Here is a 16841-nt window from a genome sequence, read left to right as displayed (position 1 = left end):
CGAAAGGGGCCGCCTACCCGGCGGCCCCTCAGGTCACAAAGATCGCATCTTGAGACCAAGATATGCTCGCCCAGCTCAGAGGGCAAGTAGTTCAACTCTGGAGCTCTCGCGCCACTTCCCATACGAGGTACCCCATCAGCCCAAGGAGTACGAGCGGCCAGACGAGGGCGAAGGCGGCGACGAGGATGGCATGCGAGGCTCCGTGGCCGGACCGGGGCCCCCCTTTGGTGAGCACCATGTCGATGCCCCACAGGAGCGCCCCGACGAGCAGGTAGGCCACGATGCCCTCGGGCGGCAGGCCGGTGACGGCGAAGGCGACCGTGACCGTCATGCTGGCGGCAGCGGTCCACGCAACGGCGTACACCCTGAACAAGCCCTGGTTGGGGGCGGTCTCGCTCACGGCGCCCACTCCTCCCGCTTGCGGTTCGCGTTCACAGATCAGCTCTGCCGTCGGGACTTGACCACTTGTCACCCTTGAAGTCCCGGTGCTCGGCGAATTGCTGGGCGAAGACCCAGAGCACCCAGGCGAGGGAATCCGCTGAGTCGCCGTCGCGATCCGGGTTCCGCGCCGAGATCTCGGAGTTCTCTGCTTCCTCGATGATCGCGAGTTTTGCGTCACAGTCGGCGATGACGGCGGCCGGATCGTTGGCGGCGATGTGCCTGGCGTTCGCCTCGATGTCGATACCACCGCCTTCGTGGCTCTGGTGGGCCACGACATCAACTTCTCCGGCTTTGATCTCCCAGTAGTGGGGCGGCCCCCACCCTTCGCCGCTCCCGTAGATGCACGGCTCGGCCCGCCAGCCCCCTGGTGTTGCCGCTTCGGCGAGCGCTCGCCGTTCCTGGTACCGGGCCCGCAGGAAGTCGGCGATCTCGCTCACGGCGCCACCGTGTTGATCCGTGTCCGGACCTGGGCGATGCGCTCCATGTCCGGCTCGACCGCGATCCCGAGATCTGCATGGATGCGCTGGTAGACGCCGTTCTCCAGCAGCACGATCTGGATCTCATCCCACGGTGTGGCGCCGACGAGCGGAGTCAGCTTCTTGATCCGCTCTTCCAGGCTGTCGCACTCTATGGACCACTGGCCGTTGATGGCGTGGGCCTGCGCGCGGCTGAGGTCGTGCCAGAGATCCGCTAGCTCCTCGCGTACCGCCGTCTTCAGCCGTTCCAGTTCGTTGCTCACGCCGCTACCCCTGCCGCTTCGGCGAGTGCCTGCTCCTGTGCGGCGCGGGGTTGCCGCCGCCCGTCAGTCGCGTGCGTCGCCGTCATCTCCGGCTTCCGGGTAGTCGACGTAGTCGGGCGCGGGCCTGATGCCGGGAGGGTTGTGGCTGCGGATGTAGTTGAGGGCGCGGTCGACGTCACTGAGGGCGGTGGGTTCTGGGGGCATCATCTGGAAGAAGCCTCCCCGACGGTAGGTCTTTGGCTGGTGCGGGTCGACGCTGTAGGGCATAACTCTCATCCTCTCGCTGGATCGACTCGGCGTCCCGGGTTACCGCTCACGCCGCCGTCGCGGAGATTTCCGATACCTGCTCTTGTGCCGCCCGGAGTGTCCGCCATTCTCCCAGGGTCTCCCACCGGCTGCCGCATGCCGAGCATCGGACGCGGTGGGATGCGGCGGATGCGGTGAGCTGCTGGCGGCAGAGTCCGTCGTCGAGCTGGACGGGGCAGAGGCCGATCTGGACGCGTCCGGGCTTACGTTCGTCGTTGACGATCGCCGCGCACTCGGCGTGCAGCAGGCGGACCGTCTCGATGTCCTGGCCGACGGACTCGTACCCGCCGCACGCCCACAACAGGTTGTCCGCGAGGAACTTCACCAGGTGCGGGACGGCTTGGGCCGGACTACCTCGCCACGGTGCGATGGTCCAGCCGAGCGCTGACCGCCAGGAGTCCTCAACCGCCGACAGCTTCGCGGCGACACCGCCGGGTCCGACGAGGTCGAGGACTTCCAGTCGGGGCGGGATCGGCGGGTTCTTCGTCCCGGACCCGCCTCCGCCTATCCGCCGGGCACCCCGCATCAATGCCGCGGTCGTATCCAGCCGCCGGAACAGGACGGGAAGTTCGACGAGACGGGCCAGTGTCTTGTCCTCGTCGGGGCGGCAAACCCATCGGCCCACCTCGGCGGTCCACAGTTCCCGGCCGCAGCCCGGAGCCGTACAGGTCGGCCATTCTGCATTATCAAGCGGGTTCTCGATCATCACGCGCCCTTTCGACCAAGCTGCCACTTCACCTGGCGCTCGCGCTGACAAGCGCGGCATTCGCGGGATCCCTTGGTGGTGATCCTGACGTTGTCGCCGGACAGTGGATGCCCTCGATGACAATGGGTCCGGGCTGCATGCGCCGCCGCGATTGTTCGACCTCGCAGCGAGTTTTCCCGTGGAGTGACTGCCTCCAGGTGCAGAGGGTTCACGCATCGCCGGTGCGGGCACCCCAGCCCACCGGCACAGTCGCTGGTGTTATGGCAGGTGTGATCAACCTGCAGCCCAGCAGGGACAGGCCCCACGAAAAGCGTGTAGGCCACGATGTGTGCGGGCTTGTCTCGTCGCTCGAACTTGAACCGCCCGTAGCCACCGGCATCAGTGTGCGCTAGCCACGGCCAGCAGCCCTCTCCACCGGAGTCGACTTTAGCCATGAAGCGGTCCGACAGAGAGACGTCGTCGAACCTGTGGACCAACGGATCTCCATGCCGCTGCCAGCGCGTGTAGTGCTTGCCACACCAACCGCGAGTCGCGGCCCGCGCTTCGCATTCAGGTATGGAGCACGTCTTGCTTGAACGGAGTGGCAGTGCGTCATCGGATGCAGAGGCGGTGGGGTGGTCGTGCACGGCAGGCTCCTCGCGGTGGTCGGGAAGCAGATGGTGCGATGAACCATTGTTGCATCAGGGGTTGACACGGCTGGGCCAATGGCACACCGCGAGACGTCATGAACGACTTCGCCGGAACCCGCCCCGCTGCCCCACCCGTCGCGTCACACTGCCTCCATGGCGCTCCGATACGCAGTCCAAGCCGACAGCGAGCCGGAGTGCCGCCAAGGCCTAGAACTCCTGTGCCAGCAGCTCGGCTTGGAGCCGGCGATGCGGCCCCGGCTCCTCTCCGACGACCGGTGGATGGCCCGCGCCGTACCCCGCACGACGAAAACCCCGACCGAGGACGGCCGGGGCTCTGTCGTATCTGATTAGCGTCAAGCGGCGGCCTTCGTTTCCTTCTCTCGAATGTCCCAGACGAGGCCGAGGTCGTCGACTTCGAGGACGATGCCGCAGTCGCCGCACGTGTATTCCTTGTGGCCGCCGTCGGTGGCCTTTCCGGTCATCTCGTCGTCGCAGCAGTCGGGTGCGAGGTCGTGGCCGAGTTCGTCGGCGAGCGAAAGTTCCATGTAGCCGCAGATGGTCGGGGTCATGCGCACGAGCTTTCTCCTATCGCCAGGCAGGGCCGTCGTATTCGACGGCACAGATTGGGGCGTCGGGGTTCTCTTCGCGGGTGCGGAGTACGTCGGTGACGATGCAGTCGATGCTGTTCGTCGAGTTGGTGGAGAGCACCTTTCCGGTGCGTCGGTCGTACAGCCGGTAGTTGATGTTGGTGTGGGTGACGTTGCGCTCCGGCAGCTTCTTGCCGTTCCAGATGTCGGGCATTACGCGGTCTCCTTCACGGCTGGCTTGGCTCCGAGGTGAACGGAGCCGGCAACCGCAGCAGCACCGAACACTGCGACCGCGGCAGCGAGTGTCACCGGCTCGGGCGCACCGGCGCCGATCACGGCAGCCGTCGTGCCGGCGAGCGCGGCCATCGATACCGCGGTCGCGGCGACCAGGCGCTTGGGGCTGGGGAGTTGCTTCACGGGGTCTCCTACTGCTGGTTGGCGGATTTGGCCCACACGCCGCTGGTGCGGGAGTGGATGTTGCGCTGGTCCTGGTAGCCGCAAATCTGGTTGGCGCGGCGCGGCTTACTGGTGAGGGCCTGCCCTACGATCAGCTCCACGTCCACTGCAGCCCACGGTTGCCTGCCCGGCGGGCGGCATCGCCGATCTCGCGGGCGAGCGTGCCCCATTCGGGGTCCATGAGCCGGTGGTCGGCGGCCTGGTGGAGGACGTCGCCGATCCGGACAGCGTCCCGGGGCGGGATGGCGGCGATGTCCGAGAACCGGCCGTTGAACAGGTGGGCGATGTCCCGCCATTCGCTGGCGGCGAGGACGTGGGCAAGCTGAGTTCCCAGATTGCTGATGGTGAGCGCGGAGCGGGTTCCCCGGAGGCCGTCGATGCTGATTCCCACGGTCACCTGCCGATCGCGTTGCCGGGGGCCATGCGGATGGATCCGTCGGGTTCGTCCTGGGCGAGCCAGTCGTGATGTTCCTGGCAGAAGTACAGGCCCTTGACCTTGGGCTTGCTGCAGAAGCGGTTGCCGTCGTTGTGCCAGCTGCCGATCTGCATCTGGTAGCCGCAGGTCTGGCTGCCGCGATCGGGTTCGCGTCGGGTGAACTGGCTCATGGGTGATCCTTTCGGGTTAGAGGTTGCGGGCGTGGGCGAGGTCGGCGGCTTTACCGAGGTAGAGCAGCGGGAACCGTGGGCTGGTCTGGGTGTCGTTCCAGGACGGGATCGTGTCCGCGTCCCGGAAGTCGCGCTGGATCGCTTCGAGAAGCAGCACGCACGCGTCGTCGGCCTCACGCCGGCTGGTCGCCTCTACCCGGATGGCGCCGATGGGGCAGCGGGCGCCCTGCTCGTCTCGGAGCGCCCCGGTAGTCCAGCCGCCGGTTGCGAGGCGGTGGTGGGCCCGGTGCAGGAGGCCAGCGATCGGGGTGCTGTGCGGGCAGGGTGCCGCGGTAGGGGTCAGCCGCAGAGGGGCTTGGGTCTCCGGCGGCAATTGGGTCGGGATGTGGGCGGTGTTGATGTCGATGGCGAGGGTGGCGAGGGTGCAGCGCTCGTCCATGACGGCGAGGGCGAGGGCCATGCGTGTGTCGAGGTCGAGTGCGGGCGGCGTGGGTGTGGCTGGCTGTGGGCTTGCCTGGATGAGGGCGTGCGTGATCACGTAGTGGTGCCTCCTGCACGTTCGCGTGTGGCGGGTGGAAGGGGCGCCCCTGACTGCTGCCAGGCCGGGAGGGGCGCCCCGGCTGAGCTACTCCTCGCGGAGCGAGTACCGCACGAGGACCACGTCGGCGAGGGGGACACTGCACTCCCGCGCGTGGATGACGCGGATCCCGTCGAGGAGTGTCCCGACGGTGGCGCCGGGGGGCGGCGTATAACTGCCGGCTCGATCTTTGGCCGGGTTCGATCCGGTCTTCAGCGGTCCGCTCGTGAGGGTGGCGCTCCACGCGTAGTTGCGGGCGGTGAGCGGCGTGGACGGGTTGCTGTAGTCGGGCATCGCGTCTCCTTGTCTGACGAGTGGCCGCTGGGTTACTTGGGGGCGGTGGCGGCGATCCAGATCTCCGACGGCGTGATGCCGGCCGCGGCAGCCGCATGTTGTGCGGGCATGACCTGTGCGTAGTCCGGGTGGTCGTCGGGTGCGCCTTCGGCGTTCAGTTCGAGTCCTCGCCGCATGGCGGAGGCGGCGGCATCGAGGAGTTCGTCGCGAGTGGCCATCGCGGTCAGGCTCCTTCGCCGAAGCGGACGTGCATGGAGGCGTGGCCGAGCTGCGCCATCTCGCTGCCGTCGGTGGTGCGGGTGGCGAAGCGCTCGCCGGCTTCGCGGACGATGCGGTCGGTGGTGGTGCGGTCGCCGCGCTTCTTGGCTGCGATGTAGTCGTGCACGGACTGGTGGGTGATCTTCAGGTCAGACATGCGGTCTCCTTGATCGGTCAGACTCGCCAGCCGCCGGGGCTGCGGCGGGTGCGGGGGTTGCTTCCCTGGGCGACGTGCTTCTCCAGGCCGCGGAGCTCGGCCTCGTCGAGGACGCCCTCGTAGTTGTCGCCGAGCGGGGAACCGACCTGTGGGGCGGGGGTAGCGATGTCACGCATCCTGGCTGGCGGTTGTGCGTAGACGGTGCCGGACTGCGCGAGCAGAGCCTGGGCGGTGAGGTGGCCGGTCATCCACTTTCCGGTGACTGGGCTGCGGCGGTCGAACGTGTGGGCGGTGTAGAGCTGCCCGTCCTCGTAGGGGGCGAGGTTGGTGGCGACGCCGGCGACGGTGTAGACGACGGTGCCCTTACGGACGTGCCGTTCGAGGTCGCGGGCGCCACGCTTGGTGGGCTCCCAGGTTTTGCCTGCCACGATGATCTCCAGTCTGGTTTGTGGTGGAATATTGCTGTTTATGGGGTAGGACTTGTGGCGTTTTGCACCCGGACGCACCCACGGACGGTGGGTGGTCGCGACCCGGGTCGCGACCGGGCCTGCAAGATCAACGTCCGGGGGGCGTCCGGGAGGGATGATTCAACGCACATCTGGACGTAACGCCGCAGCTCAGTGCCCTTCGAGGAAGTTCAGGGCATCCGCGACCGCAGTCCTTCTGTAGCCGTTCACGCGGTTCGCGAGGCCAGGAATAGTGACCTTCACCGTGTTGCCCGCGCCTGCTGCTCGGAGGAGCTCACCGAGCCGCTCTTCGGTCATTCCACCGCCGACGAGCCCGGCCATCTCGTCGACCTGGGCTACATCGCGCTCGAGTTCATTCATGGCCTCGAGGCAGCCACGCAGAGCGTCCATCTGCAGGCGCTGTTCCGACGTGTGGTTCAACACGTGCCGGCCAGGCACCCCACCCCGCTTCGGGCCTCCCGCCGCGGACGACAGGCCAGTGGCGTTGAGGAGGTGCTTCTCGATCGGGTCCTCCCACTGCCCGGCGAGCCGGCCCGCCTTCTCGCGGATCTTCGCCGCCTTCTCCAGCAGCATGGTGATCTCCCCGCGCTCGTCCTCATCCAAGTCGAACGACCGGGCCTTGTCGGTGAGCCCGGCGAATGGGTTGACCAGCCATCCCAATCCCGGCCGCGGCGGATCGAACTTGGAAGCGTCGCGCCCCATCCCCGACGAGCCTGCACCGAGGATGGCGTTGGACTGCTGGGCAGTGTCGACACGCATCGCCCACTTGGTAGTGAAGTTGATCGCCAGCTCGGTCGGGAAGATATCCACACCCGGGTACTGAGTGATGACGGCCAGCAGGATCCCCGCCCCAGCCGCGACCGAAGCCAGCAACACGAGCGCTTCGAGGATCTCCTCCTGTAGCGGCTTGCCCGGCCTGGTGTAGGTGGCCAGCTCGTCAATGACGAGGAGCTCGAGGCCTCCGATCTGGTCGATGACGGGGGCCACGAGCTTGCTCTTGCCGAGCTTGCCGAGCTCGGCTTCGCGCCGGTCCTTGTCGGCGATCAGCGCCCGCAGAAGGGCCAGGAGGCGGGCCGGGTCGGGCTTGAAGTACGTGGAGGCGACGCCCGACTTCGCGTAGGGGTCCCACTCGCCGTTGTTCTTGCCGGCGACGATCCGCAGGTTGATCCGCGGGTCGAACGCCGACCCGACGGCGAGGTTCGATGCACCGACCCCCTTACCGGAGCGCGTGCCCCCGCCGATAGCGACGTTGGAGATGCTGATGGGAATCTTGATTGTGTTGCCGCGCTTGCCCCATCCGACAGGCACACCCTCCTTGAACGCGTCGAGCTGCCCTGGCGCCTTGATGAGCGGCGAGGGCCTGGTGTTCTCGAAGGGGTCCTCGTCGGTGATCCACAGACTGGTACGGACCGCGCTCCCGGCCTTTTGGACGTCGACCATGGTGGAGTCGCGGCCGATGGCACCAGCGAACTCCTCGAGCTTTGCCTGCAGCGTGAGGACCTTCTGTCCGGCGGGGAGGTCGAAGACGACGGTGGTGTTCCCGTCCTTCTCGCGCTGCGGCACAGCCAGAATCTGCAGCTGATCGTCGCCTTTCACCATGCCGATCTTCCGCAGTGCCTCCTCAAGCTGCTCCACCTTGAGCGCCGGTGGGGGCGGTGCGCTGAACTCACGTACCCCAGGCTGCGGTTCGGGCTTGGTCATATCGATGGGGGTAGCCAGCTGCTGCATCTCTTCCCTCAGAACAGGTGCAGGCTGGCCGGCGTCGAAAGGGCGGGAAACCAGGTACCAGCCGTAGCCTGCGGCAGTCCCCAGCACGGCGAGGATCATGGGCTGGCCGGTAGCGGTCTGCTCGATGGCGACCCCCAGGGCGGGCAGGGAACCGAACCCGCCCGCGGCGAGAACGGCGGAACGACCGGCCCTTTTGCTGTGACGGACGTTGCTGATCTCCCGGTCGGTGGGTGGCATGACGGGCATGGCGAGCATGGCGGCGAGCTTGGATTCCTCGGCGGCTACCCGGCCGCCAAGGTGGGCGAGGGTTGTCGCGGACACGGACTTCGCATCTTCGCTCTCGGCCCGCATCTTGGCGTGGGCGAGTCGACCGTGGGCTTCGGCGACGATCCGCTGCTGCTGGGCGATCTTGTCGCTGTGCTGGCGCTGCTTCTTCTCGGTGGCCGCCTGGATGAGGTCGACCTGGTCGAGGTCGCCTGCGGCTAGCCAGTCCTTGGTGCGGGCGGCGGCGTGTCCGCGCTGTTCCTTGAGTGCGGCCTTGGCGCGCTTGCTGCGGCTGGGCTTCGTCGGGGTGGGCGGCTGGTTGGGCATGGGCGGCATGCTGGGCTGCTGCTCTACGGGCGCGTCGGCGGCCACCAGCGTGGTCCTTTCGAGGGTCGGGGCGGGGACCGGGCTGGTCCCCGCTGTGGTGGGGTCAGCCCATGCCGCCGAGCATCGTGCCCAGCGAGCCGACGAGGGAGTTGGTCATCTGCGAGCCCATGGAGCCGATGATCGTGCCGGAGAGGGCGATGCCGAGCAGGACACCGAGGGTGGCGTCGATAGCTTTCAGGCCGCTGTGCTTGACCTTCACCCATACGAGGATCCCGAGGATCAGGATCGCGACGATGCTGACGGCGATGGTGCCGCCGCCTCCCGCCTGGGTCTGGATCTGCTGCGGGTTATAGCCCGCAGGCGTCTGCCCGTTCACCGAGGACTGGTTGGGGTTGTTCAGGGCCGCTCCGGAACCGCTGTCGGGGGTGAGCCCATTGCCAATATCGTCCGAATCCTTGTCCGTCTTGGCGGCGGCGAGGGTGATCGTGCGCGTGTGCTCGTCGGTGACTCGGTACGACGCGGCGTCCATGCCACGGACGTAGGTGGTCTTGCCGTCGGGCAGCTTCACCGGTGCTCCGGTGGCCCGGGTGATGACGGTGTCCATGTCGGCGGCTGACGCGGTGTCGGCAGTGATGGCGGCAGCGCCTCCGAGGAGGGCGACCGCGGCGCTGCCCGAGACGGCGATCCGGCGGATGGTGGCGTTCATTACGATCTCTCCAGACTGATGATGGTGGATGTTCGGGCAGAGTTCAGCGGGTGATTCCGTGTTCGGCGAGCACAGCCCGCAGGAGCTCCCGAGCGGTTCCCGGTCGGCAGCCGACGGCCTTGGCGACGGCCCGGTTCGACGGGTACTTCCGAAGGTCTTCGTTGCGCTTCGCGGCTTCCGTCACGAGCTTGCGGACGGTAGCGAGGCGGCTGTCTTCGACGGATTTGCGGACGCGCCTAGAAACCGCGTCCTTCCCTTGCGGGAAGCGGGTTGTGACCTTCCGGCCACTGCCGGTCCGAAGCCGCCTCGGGGGTGACATCGGAAGCACCGGCACTCGGTGCTCAACCCATCCCCCCTGCCCTCCGGGAACCAGTAGGGCGACTGGCAAGACGGGGGTCTGTACGGGGGTACAGGCGTCACCGGACGCGTCGCCGCGAGGGCCCCTCGGCGCATCCACCTTCGGTGCGGGAACCGTCATGGCGGACACGTCCGGGCGCTTCCGCAAACTGCGCTGCCCGCTCCAGGCTTGCGCCTCACGGCGCCGGTGCGCGGCCCGCCGGGAAGCGCGGATTTCCCGGATCGACGGCTCACCCGGAGCCGCCCCATTCGCCCGTTCCCACACCTTGGCCCACGCTTCCGGAAGCGTTACTCCGGTGTTGTCGGAGACGCGGCGGGCGCGGCGCATAAGGATCGGGTGGCGGCGCCCGAGGCGCTTCCAGCGGGCGATCTCCTCAGCCGTCCTGCCGGAGATCGCGGCCCGCTTCGACCGCATCACAACCCACCAAAGGACCATGGCGGCGAGGGATGCCAGAGCGTATGCGCCCGCCCGGTACATGCCGGGCGGGGAATCATCCTCGATCAGATGGCCCGCGCCGTTGATCGTCGCAGCGATCACTGTGGTGATCCACGTGATACGCATCAGGCTCTTGTAGGGGCGGCCCTTATCGATCGCTTGCCCGGTGAGCCCGGCGAACGTGAGGACCATGCCCTCCGTCAAGACCGGGACTCCGACGGCGGCAAACCCCATGCCGAGGTGCGATGCCGCCCCCGCCTGCCCGGACCAGCCCATGATCAGCGAGACGGCGACGACCGGCAGGCCCCACGCCGGCATGTGATGCGACAGCCGGGTCTGGATTCGTTGCCAGGCGGCGCGCCGCTCTTTGCGGCGGCGCGCCCGCAGCTTCTCCCTCTCGGCGCGCACCCTCTCCTTGCGTTCGACCTTTGCCCGCCGGGCGTCGGCCTTCAACTTCAGCTTGTGCTCGGCGTTCCTGCGCCGCTCCTCGGACTTCTGCGCCTTGTCGGCGCGGGTCTCGGCGCGGCTGGCCTGGACAGTGCGGCGCTTCTCCTCCTCCTGGCTCGGCGGCGAGGCTGGTTCGGCTGTGCACTGGTCTTTGACGGGCCTGGGCCGCCCCTCCCCGAGTTCGGGCGAGGCAACGGGCGTTCCGTTAACCTTCTCGACGGATGCGGCGGTCACGGTGATCGATGTCCCTTCGGTCAGCGGGAGATCAGGAGGGCGATGATGAACAGCGGGATCGGCAGGAGCATCCCGGCGGCGTAGACGAGTCGCATGTCAGTCCTCTCGGCTTTGTCGTGTGGTGGTCCGGCGGTAACCGAACGGGCCCGGCAGATCCATCGAGGTGGTGCGGCGGCCGGAGCTGCTGACCGTGAAGCGTGGGCCGCCTCGGAATCCGAACGTCCACGAGATCGACTTCTGGTTGATGTTGAGGCGGACCCCGGGGAAGATCCGGAAGCTCTTGCGGAACGTGATCGGCATAGCGGTCCTTTCAGGACTTGGTGGGGGGGACGCGCTATCGGAGTTCAGGCGACCTTGCGGACGCTCACGTCGAGCTGCCGCGGGTCGGTCTTGGCGGCGGCGATGCGCTGCTCGAGGTCGTCCTGGTCGTAGACGGCGATGCTGTCCGACGGAGCGCCAGTGACCGGGTCGACCTTGGCGCCGATACGGGACGTAGCCGTAAAGATCCAAGTCGGCATGGCAATCAGTCCTCTCGTGAGTAACGGGGGCAGTAGATCTTCAGCCCGGGACGCCGATGAGGTGGTACGGAAAGGCGTCACGTTCCAACGGAGGCTGGGAGAACCAGCCGCCCTTGGAGATCAGCCGCCAGTGGAAGCCGAAGCCGGCCACGCCCAGTTCGATCAGGGCTACCGCGCGATGGTGGCCATCGCCGACGTACACCGCGTCGTACTTGTCGTCGACGTCCAGCCAGATCGGCTTCTCCGGAGCTCCCCGCCGTTCGATCTCCGCCTTGTAGCGGTCGACGATCTCCCGGCGCCTGCCTCGGGCGAAGGCGCTATGGCACTGGCCCCAGCGGGAGAACTCCTTGGCGCGGATCTGCCGGTCATTGAACAAGTCCGTCGACAGCTGCCCTAGGTAGGCCACGGCGTTTCTCACCGGCCGCGCTTGGTGCCGCCATGCCAGAAACTGACCTTCGCGGCCTTCTCATCGGCGATCGCGTTGAGCCGCAGATACTCGGGCGTCTCATCGCGGATCCCGGACTTCCCATCGGCGCGCTGGTCGGCGTGGAGAGCGGCGTCCGCAGCCTTCAGCTCCGCGATCGCGGCCTTCTCCACGGCAGACTTCTTGAACAGGCCCATGAGGGGCTCCTTCGCTGATTGGGAACGGATGGTGGTGCGCGCCCCGGGCCGCACTCGATGCGGCACCCTCACGGCTGGATGCCGGGGCTGAACCGTGCTGGCAGGCGGTGGCCATCCGCCAGCACGGCGGCTTGCGGGTCAATCGAGCCGCGGCTTGGCGAGGACTTCACGGGGCTGCGTGCCGCGGGCCGGGCCGACCACCCCCTCGGCCTCCAGCCGGTCCAGCAGCCTGCTGGCCTCCGCGAAACCGACCAGCAGCTTGCGCTGCAACATGCCCTGCGACCCCAACTGCGTGGACACCACCAGCTGCCTGGCCGCATCCAGATTGCTGGCCTCATCCAGATTGCTGCCGCCCATCACGCCGCCGCCTTCACGTCGACGTGCAGGTCCAGGCAGTGCTGCCGCCAGTCCAGGTGCGTCGGGCACGTCTGCCGCTGGTCGTCGGGGACGGCGTAGGCGTTCTCCCGGTACAGGGCCCGCGTCAGCTCATCGCCGAACAGCTCGGCCATCGCAGCGGAGACCGTGGTCGTGGCCCGCACGTGACGGCCCAGGTCCGTCGACGCCAGATCGGCGTCGAAGAGATAAATCGACATCAGGATCAAGACCTCTCAGATCGAACGAACAGGTGGTGCTGGACGGTCGGGGAGCTGCCGGCGCCAGGGGATGTCACCGGCAGCCGCCCGAACAGCCAGAGGCGGAAGCCGTGGTGGCGGGGTGGAGGGGAGCCGCGGACACCCGCCACCACGGCGAACAGGGGGCTAGCGGCGCCGGGCCGCCTCATCACCGATGTCGTGAATGTCGATGCCCAGCGCCTCCGCCTCAGCGTCCAGCCGGCGCGACTCGCCCAGAGCTGCCCGCCAGTACCGGTCCGACTGGTGGTCCTTGCCCTGCTCGTGCAGGTTGGCGGCGATTTGTAGGCAGACGTTCATCTGATCGGCCGCGGCACCAAGAGCGTCGGCGGTGCGGTCACGGTCTGCGAGCTGACTGGAAAGCCACGACGGCTTAGACATGGAGGGCTCCTCGGATGCGGTGCTACGGGATAGCCGCGACGCGGCAGAACAGGAGGGTGCGAGCCGTCAGACCGGCGGCAGCACAGTGACCGTCTGGGACTGGCCCATCGACGCCAGCATCTGATCAGTCGCCACGTACACGTGGGGCCCGGCGTCGTCCCTGAACTCGATGACGCCGTCCGCACCCACATCCACGACCAGACCCGTCTTGACGAAGACCGTGCGCTTGCCGTTAAAGCGGTGAATCCGGATGCGGGCACCAGCTGTAGGGGTGGACACGTTCACGACGCCACCGCCGTGACGATCACCAGGAAGGCGTCATCGGCCATCGACATGATCACCTCGGCCGGAACACCCTCGCGACGGCGAGCCTCAGCAAACCGCTCCGCCGGCCACGAACCACGCGGGCCACCAGCAGGGAAACGCTCCAACACCGTGTGGTCGGCCGTCGGGGCGCTCACGACGACACCCCGATGAGGTGCAGCATCCCGGCGTCGACGAGCATCCGACGCGACTCCCGCATCACGTCCTGCGCGTCGAACAGAACATCGAACTCGACCTTCGACAGATCACGGACATCCATCAGATGCGACAACTCCGCCGTGCGGGCCGACGCCACCTCGAAGCAGGTCAACGCCTCGACCACCTTCGGAGCGGCAAAGACGCGCTCCAGACGAGACAACGCAGCGACGGCAGCCGGAGGGAGCGGGGCAGTGGGATGGATACGGGTTGCCGTGGCCATCAGGCCACCTCCTCAGAGGGAGAGAGCAGCGCCATGACGACGGCCCTCGGGATTCGGAGCGCTCCCCCGCGCCTGGTGTCGCCTTCGGGTCGCAGCTGTCCGTAGCGGATGGCCGGGAGGTCGCCTTTGGCGATCCAGCGGTAGACCGTCGGCTTGGAGACCCGCAGGGCAACTGCGGTCTCTCCCACGGTGAGCAGCGGTTGAGCCGCAGGCAGCATCTGGCTCTCCAATCCAGGAGTCGGGGGTCGCTTACTTCTTAACCGTAGGAGGTGTGTTGAGCAGTTGCAACAGTCTCAGCGAAGTCGATCCCTCTCCTTTACCTCCCCGGCCCACCTGAGCTGGCCTTATCGTTGGCAAGGTGTTCAATACATATGGAGAAGTCGCCGGACGGAGGAGTAGCGAATGACGGACGCCCAGTGGACTGGCGCCTCAGCGCCCTACATCCACCCCAACCAGGGCGACGCCTGGGGCAAGGAGGCCGCAACGCGGGGACGTTCCGGAGGCCAGCGCATCCTGTTCGCCGGCGAAGCGTCCGCACCCGAGACCGTCGCCTCGGCTTTCGATCTCGAGCCAGGAGCGCCGGTTGTTCTACGTCGGCGACTGATCCTGCTTGACGACGTTCCGGTGGAGATCGCCGACTCCTACTGGCCACTCCACGTGGCTTCCGAAACGGCCCTTGCATCCTCGGGGAAGGTGAGGGGTGGAGCCCCCACACTGCTCGCCAGCCTGGGCTACGCCCCTGCGGACGTCGACGAGAGCGTGCAGACCCGACCAGCAACGCCTGAGGAACGCCAGGCGCTACACATGACCGATTCGAACGAGTGGGTCCTCACGCTTCTCCGCGTCATCAGGGACGGATCGAACCGCCCCTACGAGGTGTTCGTCAGCGTGGCCCCTGGCCGCATCGGACAGCTCAACTACTCGATGAAGGTGAGCTGACATGCCAGACGAGCCCGTAGACGAAGCGAACGTCTGGGCAGTTCAGGAACAGATCGCCGCCTTCTTGCGCGATGGCATCCTGAACGGCGACTTCCCGCCCGGCAGCAAGCTACCCTCCAGCCGGAAGCTCACAGCGAAGTTCGGGGCGGCGGCACAGACGATCAAGAACGCCGTGACAACCCTGGAGAAGGAAGGTCTCGCCTCTCCAGTGCAGGGATCAGGCGTCATCGTTCGACCCCACCGACAGCGCACCATGACGCCCGCGGCTTACAAGAACCCTGCACAGCCGGGCGAGAAGTACCAGTGGCTTAGCGAGAACGAGAAGAAGGGCGCGGCAGCCAAGGCCAAGCTACTGGACGTCGAAGAAGTCGTTCCGCCCGCAGCTGTCCGCGAGACCTTCAACCTAGGCGACGAGGAAACCGCCCTGCTCCGCCGTCAGATGCTCACCCTGGACGGCGAGCCGTGCGAGCTGGTTGAGGTCTACATCCCGATGAGCCTGGCGCGCGGCACCAAACTGATGAACCGCCACCTCCTTCGCGGCGGCTCGGGTCGCGCACTTGAAGATCTTGGCCACCCGACAGTCCAGTGCGTTGACAAGGTGTCCGCCCGACTCCCTACGCCGGAGCAATACGCGGCCCTGAAGATGCCGACGAAGCTCCCCGTCCTGCGGACGTACCGGACGACGTACAGCACGGATGACCGGCCGATCCAGGTGGAGATCATGGCCAAGGCAGGCCACATGTACGAGCTGCAGTACGAGTTCTGAGAGCTGAATCAGCGCCCCCGACCCTCGCGAGGGTCGGGGGCGCTGTCGTGCGCGACGAAAGGCGCCCAGGGGCTAGCCAACTGCTCAACAACCCTCCTACAGTTGCGACAAGTGGCCCACGCCACACGCACCGTGAGGAGCGCCATGCCTGCATCCCCCGATCGGACCGCGGTGTACCGCCTGTGCGACGCCGACGACCGGCTGCTGTACGTCGGAATCACGGGCAGCCCGAGCGCAAGGTTTGCCCAGCACTCAGCGGACAAGCCGTGGTGGCCAGCGGTAGCGCGACGTGACATCACGTGGTTCGACAACCGCGCGTTGGCGGCAGAAGCCGAGGTGTCAGCTATCCGCCATGAGGCTCCCGTACACAACGGGAGTGACGCACTGGACAAGTTCGGCTTGTACCGGCGGATCGCAGAGGCTCTGCGTGAGGAGATCTACAGCGGAGCGATTCCCGCTGGGAGCCAACTGCCATCCGAGAACGCCTTGGTGACTCGCTTCGACACATCGCGCGCGACGGTCCGCAAGGGCATCGCCCTCCTGCGTTCCGAGGGACTGCTGGCATCCCAGCAAGGACGGCGGGCCGTCGTTCGAGATCCAGTGAGCCGAACGATTCCCGTTCCGACAGAAGCTCCCGCTGCTGCGGCCCGAACCCTAGCCGCCCACATGTCGCGCGAGGCCCTCGTCGCCTTGACGCAGGCCCTCGTCGCCGAGATCGCTCAGCCCTCGCCGCCCCCTGAAGAAGGAGCCCCTGGAGGCCCGTCGTGCTAGGCGTCGAATTCGTACCGCAGCTGGTACCGCTGCGGGTGGAGCACCATCTCGTTGATCTCGACGGGCCGTCCGGCGTCATTGCGTGCGGTGCGGGTGACGTGGATGATCGTCTCGCGGGCCCGCAGTCCGAGCTGGTCAGATTCCGTGATGGTCGCTGGCCGGGCAATCACGTCTTCGGTGAAGCACGCGGGCGCGTGCCCGAGTTCAGCGAGCCGCGCGTAGGTGCCGCCGGGCCCGGTGTCAGCCTGCGTGATCGCCGTCTCCTGCACGAGGTCGAGCGGCAGGTACGAGGTGGCCAGCTGTACCGGCTGGCCGTCAATTTCGTAGGTCCGGCTGCGCTGCACGACGCGGGTCCCCGCATCGAGTCCGAGGGCCTGGGCGACATGGTCGGGTGCGGCGATCTCGTCGACGCGCACCGCTGCGACGTCCGCGCTCTGGATGGCACGCCCGGACTCCCATACGTCCCGGCTGAGCCGCTGCGGGCTGGTCCGGATGATGCGGTCGTCTGCCATGGTGCAGATCCTCTCAGGCCCGCAGTAGCGCAGCGCCGCTTCCGGCCGCTTCCACCTCCACCCACCGCTTGGCCGCGCACTCCGTGGGGCGCGCGACGAATCCTATCGGTCCGGGCAAGTCGGACGTGGTGCAGTTCAGGGGTCTGGCGGTCGGTGTCTGGTTCGTGCGGGTGGTGGCGCGGTGTGGGCGTAGCTTCTCGGCACGGTCGAGTTTCAGCCCGCATCGGACGTCTACCGGAA

35 protein-coding genes are annotated in these 16841 nt (G+C 67.3%); 3 read left to right on the top strand and 32 right to left on the bottom strand.

Annotated elements, in window-relative coordinates; all coding sequences use genetic code 11:
* Positions 1-91: 91 nt before the first annotated feature.
* The 31 genes from AC07DI_RS34950 to AC07DI_RS34800 all read right to left on the bottom strand — a co-directional run bounded on the left by AC07DI_RS34950 (position 92) and on the right by AC07DI_RS34800 (position 13831).
* On the bottom strand, positions 92-400 hold the full coding sequence (locus AC07DI_RS34950) for a hypothetical protein (RefSeq protein ID WP_478908737.1): 309 nt from the start codon (positions 398-400) through the stop codon (positions 92-94).
* Positions 401-431: 31 nt separating this feature from the next.
* Positions 432-878 (bottom strand): DUF6221 family protein, encoded by a 447-nt coding sequence (locus AC07DI_RS34945; RefSeq protein WP_478908735.1) that lies wholly within the window; start codon positions 876-878, stop codon positions 432-434.
* Positions 875-1180 (bottom strand): hypothetical protein, encoded by a 306-nt coding sequence (locus AC07DI_RS34940; RefSeq protein ID WP_478908733.1) that lies wholly within the window; start codon positions 1178-1180, stop codon positions 875-877. Before AC07DI_RS34940 ends, AC07DI_RS34945 begins: the two co-directional genes overlap by 4 nt.
* A gap of 63 nt (positions 1181-1243) precedes the next feature.
* Positions 1244-1447 carry a hypothetical protein gene (locus tag AC07DI_RS34935; RefSeq protein WP_478908731.1) on the bottom strand — a complete coding sequence of 68 codons (204 nt, stop codon included), beginning with the start codon at positions 1445-1447 and terminating at the stop codon, positions 1244-1246.
* 46 nt (positions 1448-1493) lie between these two features.
* Entirely contained in the window at positions 1494-2192 is a 699-nt protein-coding gene (locus tag AC07DI_RS34930) for a hypothetical protein (protein ID WP_478908729.1), read from the bottom strand.
* Positions 2192-2626, bottom strand: a complete 435-nt coding sequence (locus tag AC07DI_RS34925; protein WP_478908858.1) for an HNH endonuclease signature motif containing protein — start codon at positions 2624-2626, stop codon at positions 2192-2194. Before AC07DI_RS34925 ends, AC07DI_RS34930 begins: the two co-directional genes overlap by 1 nt.
* Before the next feature lie 548 nt (positions 2627-3174).
* Complete coding sequence (locus AC07DI_RS34920) at positions 3175-3390, bottom strand: hypothetical protein (RefSeq protein ID WP_478908727.1); 216 nt, start codon at positions 3388-3390, stop codon at positions 3175-3177.
* A 16-nt stretch (positions 3391-3406) separates the two neighbouring features.
* Complete coding sequence (locus AC07DI_RS34915; protein ID WP_478908726.1) at positions 3407-3622, bottom strand: hypothetical protein; 216 nt, start codon at positions 3620-3622, stop codon at positions 3407-3409.
* Entirely contained in the window at positions 3622-3825 is a 204-nt protein-coding gene (locus AC07DI_RS34910) for a hypothetical protein (RefSeq protein WP_478908724.1), read from the bottom strand. The genes AC07DI_RS34915 and AC07DI_RS34910 overlap by 1 nt, the downstream gene beginning before the upstream one ends.
* An 8-nt stretch (positions 3826-3833) precedes the next feature.
* The gene (locus AC07DI_RS34905) at positions 3834-3965 is read right to left on the bottom strand and encodes a hypothetical protein (RefSeq protein WP_478908722.1); all 132 of its coding nucleotides are present in this window, start codon (positions 3963-3965) and stop codon (positions 3834-3836) included.
* Positions 3956-4255, bottom strand: a complete 300-nt coding sequence (locus tag AC07DI_RS34900; protein ID WP_478908720.1) for a DUF7739 domain-containing protein — start codon at positions 4253-4255, stop codon at positions 3956-3958. Before AC07DI_RS34900 ends, AC07DI_RS34905 begins: the two co-directional genes overlap by 10 nt.
* Before the next feature lie 2 nt (positions 4256-4257).
* On the bottom strand, positions 4258-4470 hold the full coding sequence (locus tag AC07DI_RS34895; RefSeq protein ID WP_478908718.1) for a hypothetical protein: 213 nt from the start codon (positions 4468-4470) through the stop codon (positions 4258-4260).
* A gap of 16 nt (positions 4471-4486) precedes the next feature.
* Positions 4487-5008, bottom strand: a complete 522-nt coding sequence (locus AC07DI_RS34890; RefSeq protein WP_478908716.1) for a DUF6197 family protein — start codon at positions 5006-5008, stop codon at positions 4487-4489.
* Between the two features lie 87 nt (positions 5009-5095).
* Complete coding sequence (locus AC07DI_RS34885) at positions 5096-5341, bottom strand: hypothetical protein (protein ID WP_478908714.1); 246 nt, start codon at positions 5339-5341, stop codon at positions 5096-5098.
* Between the two features lie 32 nt (positions 5342-5373).
* Positions 5374-5559, bottom strand: a complete 186-nt coding sequence (locus AC07DI_RS34880; protein ID WP_478908712.1) for a hypothetical protein — start codon at positions 5557-5559, stop codon at positions 5374-5376.
* A 5-nt stretch (positions 5560-5564) separates the two neighbouring features.
* Positions 5565-5756, bottom strand: a complete 192-nt coding sequence (locus AC07DI_RS34875) for a hypothetical protein (RefSeq protein WP_478908711.1) — start codon at positions 5754-5756, stop codon at positions 5565-5567.
* A 17-nt stretch (positions 5757-5773) separates the two neighbouring features.
* A complete protein-coding gene (locus tag AC07DI_RS34870; protein ID WP_478908709.1) occupies positions 5774-6184 on the bottom strand; it encodes a hypothetical protein in 411 nt (136 codons plus the stop codon).
* 189 nt (positions 6185-6373) lie between these two features.
* The gene (locus AC07DI_RS34865) at positions 6374-8587 is read right to left on the bottom strand and encodes a hypothetical protein (RefSeq protein WP_478908707.1); all 2214 of its coding nucleotides are present in this window, start codon (positions 8585-8587) and stop codon (positions 6374-6376) included.
* Positions 8588-8645: 58 nt separating this feature from the next.
* Complete coding sequence (locus AC07DI_RS34860) at positions 8646-9248, bottom strand: hypothetical protein (protein WP_478908705.1); 603 nt, start codon at positions 9246-9248, stop codon at positions 8646-8648.
* A 43-nt stretch (positions 9249-9291) separates the two neighbouring features.
* Positions 9292-10722, bottom strand: coding sequence for a hypothetical protein (locus AC07DI_RS34855; RefSeq protein ID WP_478908703.1), 1431 nt, complete (start codon positions 10720-10722; stop codon positions 9292-9294).
* A gap of 96 nt (positions 10723-10818) precedes the next feature.
* Positions 10819-11022 carry a DUF4236 domain-containing protein gene (locus tag AC07DI_RS34850; protein ID WP_478908701.1) on the bottom strand — a complete coding sequence of 68 codons (204 nt, stop codon included), beginning with the start codon at positions 11020-11022 and terminating at the stop codon, positions 10819-10821.
* A 44-nt stretch (positions 11023-11066) separates the two neighbouring features.
* Complete coding sequence (locus AC07DI_RS34845) at positions 11067-11240, bottom strand: hypothetical protein (protein WP_478908699.1); 174 nt, start codon at positions 11238-11240, stop codon at positions 11067-11069.
* 40 nt (positions 11241-11280) lie between these two features.
* The gene (locus tag AC07DI_RS34840) at positions 11281-11646 is read right to left on the bottom strand and encodes a ParB N-terminal domain-containing protein (RefSeq protein ID WP_478908698.1); all 366 of its coding nucleotides are present in this window, start codon (positions 11644-11646) and stop codon (positions 11281-11283) included.
* A gap of 8 nt (positions 11647-11654) precedes the next feature.
* Positions 11655-11861, bottom strand: a complete 207-nt coding sequence (locus AC07DI_RS34835) for a hypothetical protein (RefSeq protein WP_478908697.1) — start codon at positions 11859-11861, stop codon at positions 11655-11657.
* 138 nt (positions 11862-11999) lie between these two features.
* Positions 12000-12218, bottom strand: a complete 219-nt coding sequence (locus AC07DI_RS34830) for a DNA translocase FtsK (RefSeq protein ID WP_478908695.1) — start codon at positions 12216-12218, stop codon at positions 12000-12002.
* Complete coding sequence (locus AC07DI_RS34825; protein ID WP_478908694.1) at positions 12218-12454, bottom strand: hypothetical protein; 237 nt, start codon at positions 12452-12454, stop codon at positions 12218-12220. Before AC07DI_RS34825 ends, AC07DI_RS34830 begins: the two co-directional genes overlap by 1 nt.
* 165 nt (positions 12455-12619) lie before the next feature.
* Positions 12620-12871 carry a hypothetical protein gene (locus AC07DI_RS34820; RefSeq protein WP_478908692.1) on the bottom strand — a complete coding sequence of 84 codons (252 nt, stop codon included), beginning with the start codon at positions 12869-12871 and terminating at the stop codon, positions 12620-12622.
* Between the two features lie 66 nt (positions 12872-12937).
* Positions 12938-13156 carry a hypothetical protein gene (locus tag AC07DI_RS34815; RefSeq protein WP_478908690.1) on the bottom strand — a complete coding sequence of 73 codons (219 nt, stop codon included), beginning with the start codon at positions 13154-13156 and terminating at the stop codon, positions 12938-12940.
* A complete protein-coding gene (locus tag AC07DI_RS34810) occupies positions 13153-13332 on the bottom strand; it encodes a hypothetical protein (protein WP_478908688.1) in 180 nt (59 codons plus the stop codon). Before AC07DI_RS34810 ends, AC07DI_RS34815 begins: the two co-directional genes overlap by 4 nt.
* Positions 13329-13613 (bottom strand): hypothetical protein, encoded by a 285-nt coding sequence (locus AC07DI_RS34805; protein ID WP_478908686.1) that lies wholly within the window; start codon positions 13611-13613, stop codon positions 13329-13331. The genes AC07DI_RS34810 and AC07DI_RS34805 overlap by 4 nt, the downstream gene beginning before the upstream one ends.
* Positions 13613-13831 (bottom strand): helix-turn-helix domain-containing protein, encoded by a 219-nt coding sequence (locus AC07DI_RS34800; RefSeq protein ID WP_478908684.1) that lies wholly within the window; start codon positions 13829-13831, stop codon positions 13613-13615. The genes AC07DI_RS34805 and AC07DI_RS34800 overlap by 1 nt, the downstream gene beginning before the upstream one ends.
* A 184-nt stretch (positions 13832-14015) precedes the next feature.
* Here AC07DI_RS34800 and AC07DI_RS34795 point away from each other — a divergent pair, with 184 nt between their 5' ends.
* The 3 genes from AC07DI_RS34795 (at position 14016) to AC07DI_RS34785 (ending at position 16089) form a co-directional block, all read left to right on the top strand.
* Positions 14016-14552: a UTRA domain-containing protein gene (locus AC07DI_RS34795; RefSeq protein WP_478908682.1), complete on the top strand. Its 537-nt coding sequence runs from the start codon at positions 14016-14018 to the stop codon at positions 14550-14552.
* Between the two features lies 1 nt (position 14553).
* Positions 14554-15318, top strand: coding sequence for a GntR family transcriptional regulator (locus tag AC07DI_RS34790; protein WP_478908681.1), 765 nt, complete (start codon positions 14554-14556; stop codon positions 15316-15318).
* Between the two features lie 144 nt (positions 15319-15462).
* On the top strand, positions 15463-16089 hold the full coding sequence (locus tag AC07DI_RS34785; RefSeq protein WP_478908679.1) for a GntR family transcriptional regulator: 627 nt from the start codon (positions 15463-15465) through the stop codon (positions 16087-16089).
* On the opposite strand, the gene AC07DI_RS34780 is transcribed toward AC07DI_RS34785, so the two are convergent.
* On the bottom strand, positions 16086-16601 hold the full coding sequence (locus AC07DI_RS34780) for a GntR family transcriptional regulator (RefSeq protein WP_478908677.1): 516 nt from the start codon (positions 16599-16601) through the stop codon (positions 16086-16088). The two genes, AC07DI_RS34785 and AC07DI_RS34780, sit on opposite strands and share 4 nt — an antisense overlap.
* Positions 16602-16841: the final 240 nt, after the last annotated feature.

The sequence above is a fragment of the Streptomyces sp. NPDC044106 genome, from assembly GCF_056433985.1.
This window is presented reverse-complemented; position numbering and strand designations above follow the sequence as displayed.